This window comes from Allobosea sp. P4_C6 (assembly GCF_056402015.1).
On sequence record NZ_JBFUIF010000078.1, the window covers coordinates 1 to 9,872 of the forward strand.

At 65.0% G+C, this 9,872-nt stretch carries 8 protein-coding genes and 1 pseudogene; 7 read left to right on the plus strand and 2 right to left on the minus strand.

Features of this window, described 5'->3' with window-relative positions:
* Both AC1DVA_RS25115 and AC1DVA_RS25120 read left to right on the plus strand, forming a co-directional pair.
* Positions 1-202 (plus strand): annotated as a pseudogene (locus AC1DVA_RS25115) (RraA family protein); the annotation flags it as partial.
* A gap of 83 nt (positions 203-285) precedes the next feature.
* Positions 286-1,878, plus strand: coding sequence for an ABC transporter substrate-binding protein (locus AC1DVA_RS25120; RefSeq protein WP_265055499.1), 1,593 nt, complete (start codon positions 286-288; stop codon positions 1,876-1,878).
* Positions 1,879-1,931: 53 nt separating this feature from the next.
* On the opposite strand, the gene AC1DVA_RS25125 is transcribed toward AC1DVA_RS25120, so the two are convergent.
* Together AC1DVA_RS25125 and AC1DVA_RS25130 are read right to left on the minus strand one after the other, a co-directional pair.
* Positions 1,932-2,735 carry an N-acyl homoserine lactonase family protein gene (locus tag AC1DVA_RS25125; RefSeq protein WP_476807678.1) on the minus strand — a complete coding sequence of 268 codons (804 nt, stop codon included), beginning with the start codon at positions 2,733-2,735 and terminating at the stop codon, positions 1,932-1,934.
* Between the two features lie 15 nt (positions 2,736-2,750).
* Complete coding sequence (locus tag AC1DVA_RS25130; RefSeq protein WP_265055501.1) at positions 2,751-3,509, minus strand: SDR family NAD(P)-dependent oxidoreductase; 759 nt, start codon at positions 3,507-3,509, stop codon at positions 2,751-2,753.
* A gap of 241 nt (positions 3,510-3,750) precedes the next feature.
* On the opposite strand from AC1DVA_RS25130, the gene AC1DVA_RS25135 reads away from it, so the two are divergent.
* From AC1DVA_RS25135 to AC1DVA_RS25155, 5 genes are all read left to right on the plus strand, one after another.
* Positions 3,751-4,803, plus strand: a complete 1,053-nt coding sequence (locus AC1DVA_RS25135; RefSeq protein ID WP_476807679.1) for a D-2-hydroxyacid dehydrogenase — start codon at positions 3,751-3,753, stop codon at positions 4,801-4,803.
* 56 nt (positions 4,804-4,859) lie between these two features.
* Positions 4,860-6,506, plus strand: coding sequence for an ABC transporter substrate-binding protein (locus tag AC1DVA_RS25140; RefSeq protein WP_265055503.1), 1,647 nt, complete (start codon positions 4,860-4,862; stop codon positions 6,504-6,506).
* An 82-nt stretch (positions 6,507-6,588) separates the two neighbouring features.
* Entirely contained in the window at positions 6,589-7,497 is a 909-nt protein-coding gene (locus AC1DVA_RS25145) for an ABC transporter permease (RefSeq protein ID WP_476807681.1), read from the plus strand.
* 31 nt (positions 7,498-7,528) lie between these two features.
* A complete protein-coding gene (locus tag AC1DVA_RS25150) occupies positions 7,529-8,437 on the plus strand; it encodes an ABC transporter permease (protein ID WP_265055504.1) in 909 nt (302 codons plus the stop codon).
* Positions 8,434-9,872, plus strand: a 1,439-nt coding sequence (locus AC1DVA_RS25155) for a M20/M25/M40 family metallo-hydrolase (RefSeq protein WP_476807680.1), incomplete at its 3' end; no start/stop codon positions are given. The genes AC1DVA_RS25150 and AC1DVA_RS25155, both read left to right, overlap by 4 nt.

Sequence of the window (9,872 nt, forward strand, 5' to 3'; positions counted from 1 at the left end):
CAATGCCGGGGACGTCATCCTGGCCGATGAATCCGGCGTGTTGGTGCTGGCCGTCGCGGAAGCCGAGGCCATCGCCGATGCAGCAATCGCGCGCCAGGAGCGCGGCGAACGCAACCAGGAGCGCGTCAAGGCGGGCGAGAAGCTCGGAGACATTTCTGGTGCCACGAAAATGGTGCTCGACGCCATGAAGGCCAACGACTGACCGCAGACAGACCATATGGCTCCCTCCGATCACTGCGGAGGCCGGCCGCTCAATTGCAACGGGATCATCAGGGGAATCACGCCATGTCTTTCACGCGCTTCTTGAAAGTCGCCTCGCTGGCCGTTGGGCTGATCGGCGCGAGCGCCGCCTCCGCACAGACGCTCAACATGGGCGTCCGGGCCGGGCCGGAATCGATGGACCCGCATTACAGCGCGCTGGGCGTCCATGTCGAGGCGCTCAAGCACATCTTCGACACGCTGGTGCGCTCGAACGAGAAGCTGCAGGTCGAGCCCAATCTGGCCGAGTCGTGGAAGGCCATCGATGCCACGACCTGGGAGTTCAAGCTGCGCAAGGGCGTCAAGTTCCATGACGGCTCCGACTTCACCGCCGAAGACGTGAAGTTCTCGATCGAGCGCATTCCCAACGTAACCGGCCCCAATCCGGCGACGCTCTATACGCGCCGCATCAAGGAGGTGCGGGTCATCGACAGCCATACGGTGCATCTCCTCACCGACAGCGCCGCGCCGACCCTGCCCAACGACCTCGTCCGGCTGTTCATCGTCTCGTCGAAGGCCGCCGCCGGTCTGACCCGCGAGACCTCGAACGAGGCCTTCAATTCAGGCAAGGCCGCGATCGGAACCGGCCCCTACAAGCTCGTCTCCTGGACGCCCAAGGCCGATCTGACGCTCGACCGGTTCGACGGCTACTGGGCCGGCCCGCAGCCCTGGCAGCGCGTCATCCGCAAGGAGATTTCCAACGATGCAGCCCGCGTCGCGCAGTTGCGTGCCCGCCAGGTCGACATGATCTCGCGCGTCTCGGCGACCGATGTCGCCGCGCTGCAGAAGGACAGCAAGCTCAACGTCCCGACGCAGGACACGATCTTCGTCTTCCTGCTTGATTTCGATCTGCGCGAGAAAACGCCGCAGGTCAGCGCCAAGGACGGCTCGCCGCTCGCCGCCAACCCCTTCCGCGATCCGCGCGTCCGCGAGGCACTGGATCTCGCGATCGATCGCCGCCAACTCGGGGACATCGCCATGGACGGGATGGGCTCGCCCGCGACGCAACTGGTCTCGCAGGGGATCTTCGGCTTCAATCCCGAGATTCCCGAAGTCAAGGCCGATCTAGCGCGCTCGCGACAGTTGCTGGCCGAGGCCGGATATCCCAATGGCTTTAAGTTCACGCTGAGCTTCACCGTCGACCGCCTCCCGGGCGACCGCGAGATCGGCACGACGCTGGTGCAGATGCTGGCGCGTGTCGGCGTCGATGTGCAGGCCAATGGCGTGCCCGTCTCGATCCTGTTCTCGGCGCGGCCGCGCGGCGAGCTCTCGGCGACGATGGCCGGCTGGGGCACGATCACCGGCGAGGCCTATTACACCCTGTCCGCGATCGCGCATTCCAACGATGCGGACCGCAAGCTCGGCCAGTTCAACTGGCGCGGCTATGCCAATCCCGCCGTCGACAAGCTGATCGACAGTGCCGGCAGCGAACTCGACAATGCTAAGCGCAGCGCCATGCTCAGCGAGGCGGGAGCGCTGTTTATGAAGGATCGCGTCACGCTGCCGCTGACCGTGATCAAATATGGCTGGGCGGTCTGGCGGGATCGCGCCCAGACAGTGCGCCTGCGCAGCGACGAGGAAACGCTCGCCATGGACGTCGTCCCGGTCAAGGCGAACTGAGGCCAGCCGGCCCGGCCTTCCAGACGGAACGCCGGGCCTCCCCGCCGATTGCGTCAATCGAGCCGGGCGACGATGCCCGCCGCCTCGGCTGAGGAAGGCGGAAAGCGCGTCATGATCTGCGGATCGTGGCCGGGAATGACCATACTCTCGGAATTGGCGAGCTCGCGCAGCCGTTGGAAGCCGTCGAGCGTCGCCCCGACGTTGTAGACCCACGGAAACGGAATGTTGCGCTCGAAGTTCTCGAAGAAATGGGTCGCGTCCGAGGCCAGCACGAGCCAGCCATTGCGTGTCATCACCCGCACGACCTGCTGGCCGTCGGTGTGCCCGCCCACGCGATGGAGCGTGATTCCGGGAGCAACCTCGCCCTCGCCTTGATGATAGACGACGCGCCCCTCGAACAGCTTGCGCACGGTCTCGGCGATATCATGGGGATCATAACCGCCGCGCAGCATGCCGTGGCACATGCAGGGGCCCGTGGCATAGGCCATCTCGGCCGCCTGGAGATGAAAGCGCGCCTTCGGGAACAGGTTCTGGTTGCCCGAATGGTCGTAATGCAAATGCGTCAGCACGACATCGGCGATGCTGCCCGGATCGATCCCGAGCAGCCTCAGGCCCTCGCTCGGACACAGCAAGAATTCGCGCCCGCGCTTCTGAGCGACCTCGGCGCTAAAGCCGGTATCGACGATGATCGCGCCATCCGGGCCCTTGATGACGAAGACGAAGTAGTCAACCGGCATCGGCCCGTCATGGGCATCGCCGCCCAGGAAATTCTCGGCGCGCCGGCGCGCCGCATGATGTGCGAAACGGATCGCATGGACTTCATGCACCGGGATGCCGCTGGCAGGAGTGGTGTTCATCGGACGACTTTCGGTTCAGGCGATGGTCAGGCCGCCGTCCACCACGATCGTGGCGCCGGTGACATAGGCTGCGGCATCGCTTGCGAGATAGGCCACGGCCCCTGCCACATCCTCGGGGGTGCCGGCGCGGCGCAACGGCACCGGCGCGAGCTTGCGCGCCCGGAACTCCGGATCGGCCAGCATGTGCCGGTTGATGTCAGTTTCGATCGTACCCGGCGCGACGAGATTGACGGTGATGTCGTGCGGCGCCAGCTCCAGCGCCATGGCCCGGGCCAGCATCATGACGCCTCCCTTGGTGGCGACGTAATGGGCGATGTCGGGATTGGCATGGGCCTGGTTAACCGAGGAGACCATGACGATGCGGCCGGGCTTGCCCCGATCGATCATGATCTTCGCCGCCTCCTGCGCACAGGCGAAATAGCCGTGCAGGTTGACGGCATGTATGGCGGCCCAGTCCTCGTCGGTGATCTCCATGAAGGCCCGGCGCTGGATCCTGGCCGCGTTGCAGACGAGGATGCCGAGCCCGCTCAACGCCTCGGACGCGCCCCGCACGGCGGCCCGGGCGGCCGCCGGATCCCCCATATCGGCGTGAACCAGCTCTGCCCGTCGCCCCATGCCCCGGATCGTGACCGCCAGTTCCTCAGCCAGCTCGCGGCTGCGATACCAGTGCAGGGCGACGTCGGCTCCGGCTTCGGCAAGGGCGAGCGCCACGGCACGGCCGATGCCCTGGCTATCCGCTCCAGTCACGAGAGCGGTCGATGATGCAAGCGTCACGGCTTAAGTCCTGTGGAGTCAGATCGGCTGCGGGGTCATTCCAGCGCCGCGTCGGACCCCGATCGGCCCGGCCCGGTATTCTCGCTTGCCGAGGCCCGCTGAAGCAAGGCGTGCGACGTTTTCCGCGAAGCTTGGGCGCGGCTTAGCGGTATGCGGGCAGGGCATTGCGGCGCGAGGCAAATTAGACCCAAATGGCACGATCCCTGCTTTATGCGGGTCGAGCTACCGGCGTTCAAAGACGATGGACAGGCATACGATTTTCCTCACCTCTCCGCTCGAGCCGGAGCATGTCGATCGCATCCGGGCGGCCGCGACGGCGGCCGTCGAGGTGATCCATGAACCCGATATGCTGCCGACTGTCCGCTTCGCCGCGGATCACAAGGGCGAGCCGGATTTCAAGCGCGATGCCGGACAGGAGGCGCGCTGGCGCGCCCATCTCGGGCGCGCGACGATCCTATGGGATTTCCCGTCCGGACCTGCCACGAACGGCGGCGGGCTCTCGGTGGCTCCCCATGTCCGCTGGGTTCAGACCACGAGCTCCGGCGTCGGCCGGATGGTCAACGATTACGGCCTGGCCGGGAGCGAGCTCATCGTCACGACCGCACGCGGCGTTCATGCCAGGCCCCTTGCGGAGTTCGCCGTGATGGCGCTGCTCGTTCACGCCAAGCGCTATCCGTTCCTCAAGGACGAGCAGAAGGCGCATCGCTGGGAGCGCTATTGCGGCACGTCGCTGGCGGGGCAGACCCTTCTCGTGGTCGGAGCCGGCAAGGTCGGTGCGGAAGTCGGACGCTTCGCGCAGGCCTTCGGCATGAGGGTCATCGCACTGGTGCGCCGTCCCTCGGACGATAGGCGCGCCGAACTTTTTGCCGACGAGGTCCACGGCCTCAACATGCTGGAGCAGGCCGTCGCGCGTGCCGACGCCGTCGTGCTCGCGGCGCCGCATACGCCGGCGACGGAGGGCATGCTCAGCCGCGCCATCATCGCGCGTATGAAACCGGGCGTCGTCTTCGTCAATATCGGGCGCGGGCAGTTGGTCGATGAGGAGGCACTGACCGAGGCGCTGCAATCCGGCGCGATCGGCTTGGCGGCGCTCGATGTCGCGCAGATCGAGCCGCTGCCGGATGTCTCCGCACTTTGGGACCTACCCAATGTGTTGATCTCGCCGCACTCGGCCAGCACCGTCGCCAGCGAGAACGATGCGATCACCGATATCTTCTGCCACAATATCCCGCTGTTCCTGGCGGGCCGAAGCTCCGAAATGACCAATATCCTCGACAAGGCGCAAATGTACTGAATGCGGCTCGCGGTCGCCTCCGGCGCACCCGAACCGGCAACCATGGAGGACAGATCATGCTGCCGAGACTGACGAACCTGCTCGCACGGCTCGCCCTCGCGGGAGCGCTCGCCTCAGGTGCCGCCTTGGCGCAGGATGCCGGCAAGCCGCAATATGGCGGGCAACTGATCTATGCCCAGTCCGGCGAGAAGTTCACGCTCTTCATGGGCCGCAGCACCGACCAGTCGGGGCAGGATGTCTGGTTGCATGCCTGCGAGACGCTCGTCGAACTGAGCCCGCAAAACGAGATCAAGCCACTGCTCGCCAAGAGCTGGACGACCTCGCCCGATGGCAAGACCGTGACCTTCAAGCTGCAGGAGGGCGTCAAGTTCCATGACGGATCGTCCTTCAACGCCGAGGCCGCGGCATTCGTGTTCAACGAGGCGAAGGCCAAGAAATTCATCTATCTGCCGCTGCTCGAGGGCTTCGAGAACGCGACGGCCGATTCCGAATACGAGATGTCGTTCCATCTCGCGGCACCCTTCGCCGCGCTGTTGCCGACGCTGGGCTACCGCCCGCTCTGCATGTTCAGCCCGACTGCCTACAAGGCCGTGGGCGAGGCCGGGCTGGCGACCAAGGTTGTCGGAACCGGCCCCTTCGTGCACACGCAGTTCGTCAAGGGCGAATACACGATCTTCGAGAAGAACAAGGACTACTGGCAGGCCGGAAAGCCCTATTTTGACAGCGTCAAGATCGTGATCGTGCCCGATGCCGCGACACGCACGGCGATGCTAGAGCGCGGCGAGATCGACCGCACCGTCCAGCTCGGCGATCTCGAACTGGCCAGGCTCGAGCGCAACAAGAGCGTGCTGGTCAGGACGGTGCCGAGCACGCGCCAGTTCTACGTCGTGCTGAATCACAAGGTCCCGGCGCTTGCCAATCCGACCTTCCGCCGGGCGCTAAACTACGCGATCGACAAGGCCGGCATCGTGCAGAGCGTCTTCGCCGGGCGCGGCGCCGCGCTGATGACGGCGCCAACCCTGATGGAAGGCGTCGTCGGCTACACCGATATGCGCGCGCCGGGCGAGGACACCATCTTCCCCTATGATCCCGATAAGGCGCTAGCGCTGATGAAGGAGGCCGGCTACGCCTTTAGCGGCGGCGTGCTCAAGGACCCACAGGGCCAGCCGGTCAAGCTGAAACTCTTCACCCCGCGCGGCGCCACCAAGGGCGACTATCAGATCGCCCAGCTGCTCCAGACCTTCCTGAAACAGGTCGGCATCGCCGTCGATCTCACCGTGATGGAGAGCGCCGCCTTCAGCTCGGCGACGAATTTGGGTCCCAACGACGCGAAATACGACATGGCGCTGCTGTCCTGGGGCATTCCGACGGCCGATCCCGATCAGCCGATGATGTATTTCACCCACACCAACGCCTGGAAGCCCAATGGCGCCAACCGTATGTTCTTCTCCGACGCCGAGATCGACCGCCTCGCCAACGTCGCCCATACCGAGACCGACCCGGCCAAACGCAACGAATATGTCAAGCAGTGGATGGCGCGGCTCCTAGTCCTGGCGCCGGTGATCTACCTGCCGACGCTCAATCTCGGCTTGGCCGGCCGGACCTATCTCAAGGGCGACGAGATCTTGGCGGTCGACAATTATCCGGCGCATTTCGCCTGGTTCGACAAGGGCGAGATGGAGCGCCAGGGCGTAAAGCGCTGAGCGCAGCGGGGATCGGGCCGCGCATCGGCGCCAAACGCTGCGCGGCCTCGCCAACACATGGGGACGTCATGCCTTGCTCAGAATGATCATCGGACGGATGGGCTTCATCGTCCTCGCCGGACTGCTACTGCTGACGTTCCTGTTCGCGCTGTTCCACATCCTTCCGGGCGATCCGGCCGTGCTGCTGGCCGGCGACAATGCGCCCAAGGACGTGGTCGACGGCATCCGCAAGGCCTATGGCTTCGACCGGCCGCTCTATATCCAGTACAGCACCTATATCGGCAATGTGCTGCTCGGCGATTTCGGTGTCTCGAACTACAACCGCCAGCCCGTGCTCGGAATCGTCCTGACCCGGGTCTTCAACACGGCGCAACTCGCCACGCTGGCGATGATCTTCGCCGTCGTAGTCAGCCTGACGCTCGGCTCGCTCTCGGCGACGTTCTGGGGCAGTTCGCTCGACAAGACCGTAACGGTCGGGTCGCTGGTTGGCATCTGCCTGCCGGTATTCGTCACCGGCATCGCCGGAATCTATCTCTTCGGCGTGCACCTCGAATGGCTGCCGATCGCTGGAATGGCGAGTTGGGCCAACTATGTCCTGCCAGTCGTTACGCTGGGCGCCTATCAGGCAGCGATCTTCACGCGCATGGTCCGCTCCTGCATGATCGAAGCGCTCGGCAAGGAGTTCGTGATCACCGCCCGCGCCAAGGGCGTCGCCGAGTGGCGCATCGTGTTGACTCATGCGCTGCCCAACGCCTTCTTGCCGATCATCACGCTGTTCGGCCTGGGCTTCGGACACACGCTCGGCGGCTCAGTGGTGATCGAATCGATCTTCAACTGGCCCGGCCTCGGCCGGCTGATGGTCGAATCCGTGCTGACGCGCGATCTGCCGATCATCCAGGCCTCGATCTTCTTTTTCGCGATCATCTTCATCACGCTGAACATGGTCGTGGACATCCTCTACACTTGGTTCGACCCGAGGATCTCGTATTGACCCGCTCGCAGCCCCCAAAAGCGAGGCCGTGATGGATTTCCTCAGGAGCTTCGCGCGCGATCGCGTCGGCCTGTTCTTCGCCGTCGTGCTGCTGGCGCTCTTCGTGGTCGCGCTGACGGCCCCTTGGATCACCCCGCGCGACCCCTTCGCGATCAGCCTGCGCCAGGGCATGAAGCCGCCCTCCTGGGCGAACTTGCTCGGCACCGACCAGTTCGGCCGCGACGTGCTTTCGCGGGTGATCCTGGCGACCCAGGTGACGACCAAGATCGCTCTCGCCTCGATCTTGTTCGCCGTCGTGCTGGGCGTGCCGCTGGGCATGTTCGTCGGTTATCGCGGCGGCATCTGGGATGCGGTGACGATGCGCATCACGGACATCATGCTAATCTTCCCGATTATCCTGCTGGCGATCGTCATCGTCGTCGTCGCCGGCCCCTCTGAGCAGGGCGTCGTCATCGCGCTCGGCCTGTCGCAGATGCCGCAATTCATCCGCGTCGCGCGCGGCGTGACGCTGTCGGCCAAGGAGGAGCTCTATGTCGAGGCGGCGATCGCGGCGGGTGCAAGTTGGCCCGGCATCCTGTGGCGCCACATCTGGCCCAACATCTCCACCCCGATCATCGTCCAGGCGACGCTGACCCTGCCCGTCTTCGTGCTGAACACCGCCGCGCTGAGCTATCTCGGCCTCGGCGTTCAGCCGCCGACGCCGGAATGGGGCCAGATGCTGAACGAGGCCAAGGAGGTGCTGACCAGCGCGCCGTATCTGATCATCGGCCCTTCGGTCGCACTGTTCCTGTTCGTGCTCTCGGCAAACCTCGTCGGTGACACGCTGCAGGAGACGCTGAATCCGAAGCTGAAGGGCCGGCGCCTGGCGATGATGGGGCCACGGCGCTTCGGCGCGAAGACGGCGGGCGAGCCGCGACCCGAACCGAAGGTCGTGCCATGAGCGATCGAGACACCATTCACGCCCATATCGAGGCGCATATCGGCGAGCATATCGCCAACATCCAGCGCTTGGTCCAACAGCCGAGCGTCAGCCTGGAGAAGACGGGTCTACGCGAATGCGCCGCACTGCTCGTCTCGAACATGATGGCGGCGGGCTTCACTGAGGCCGAGACCGTCGATGTTGGCGACGATTATCCCGGCGTCTGGGGAATGGTCGACTGCGGCAAGCCGACGACCATGCTGATCTACGGCCATTACGACGTCCGCCCCGTCGGCACAGAGGCTTGGACCCATCCGCCGTTTTCCGGCGAGGCGATACCCTTCGACGGCTTTCCGAAGGTGGTGCTCGGCCGTGGTGCCGCCGCGCAAAAGGGACCGTTGCAGGCATGGATCAACGCGGTCTCCTCGATCCTCTCCGTCGAGGGGGCATTACCGGTCAACCTGATCTTCCTGATCGAAGGGGCCGAACTGCTCGGCAGCCCGAATTACGGCAAGCTCTTCGAACGCTATCGCGACCGGCTTGCGCAGGTCTCGGCCCTCTACGGCCCCAAGACGGCGCAGGATGCCAGCGGCGCCGTCAGTATGACGCTGGGCTACAAGGGCCTGATCTATCTGGAGTTCGTCGCCAGCACGCAGAGTACGGGCCTCGGCCCTCAGGGCGGCGCGGTCCATAGCGCCACCAGCGTCGTCGTCGACAATCCGGTCTGGCGCCTGCTCCATGCCATGGCATCGCTGACCGACGACACCGGCCGGACCATAGCCATCCCCGAACTCGCCGCCATGATGGCGCAGGCAAAGCCGATTGCCGACTGGGAACGCCCGCTCCTCGACGCGATGCGCGCGGGCGTTGCCGGCAAGGATCCCAACGGCTTCATCCCCGGGCTGGCGCCGCAGTTCCCGGTCAAGACCTTCAAGGAGGAGGTGGCGCCAGCAGATCTACTGCAGCGCTACATGTATGGCCCATCCTTCAACATCAGCGGATTGCGCAGCGGCTATACCGGGCCTGGCACCAAGTCCTTCCTGCTGCCCGACACGGCGACCGCGACTTGCGATCTGCGCGTGATCAGCGAGGTTGGCGCGCAGGACATCATCGCGATCATCCGCCGCCATCTCGATTCGGCCGGTTTCCCGGACATCACGATCAGGGTGATGGCGGCCTATGATTGGTATCAGACCTCATTAGAATCCAGCCTGATCCGCGCCACGCTGGCGACGCTCGACGCCTATGACTGCCCCCGCACGATCTGGCCGGTGCAGGGTTTCGGCGGCCCTTGGGCGCATTTCGCCAAGCTCCTCGGCATCCCCTCGCTGCAGGGCGGCTCGCCGGGCCATGGCGCGCGCTTGGCGACCAGCGATGAGTTCTTGGTGGTCGAGGGCGACGGAAAGGTCGCGAGCCTCGCGACGATCGACCGCTACTATGTCGATCGGATCTATGC

Bases quoted from the DNA above. Each gene is read 5' to 3' on its own strand.
- AC1DVA_RS25120 (WP_265055499.1), top strand. From the start codon at position 286: ATGTCTTTCACGCGCTTCTTGAAAGTCGCCTCGCTGGCCGTTGGGCTG.
- AC1DVA_RS25125 (WP_476807678.1), bottom strand. From the start codon at position 2,735: ATGAACACCACTCCTGCCAGCGGCATCCCGGTGCATGAAGTCCATGCG.
- AC1DVA_RS25135 (WP_476807679.1), top strand. From the start codon at position 3,751: ATGGACAGGCATACGATTTTCCTCACCTCTCCGCTCGAGCCGGAGCAT.
- AC1DVA_RS25140 (WP_265055503.1), top strand. From the start codon at position 4,860: ATGCTGCCGAGACTGACGAACCTGCTCGCACGGCTCGCCCTCGCGGGA.
- AC1DVA_RS25145 (WP_476807681.1), top strand. From the start codon at position 6,589: ATGATCATCGGACGGATGGGCTTCATCGTCCTCGCCGGACTGCTACTG.
- AC1DVA_RS25150 (WP_265055504.1), top strand. From the start codon at position 7,529: ATGGATTTCCTCAGGAGCTTCGCGCGCGATCGCGTCGGCCTGTTCTTC.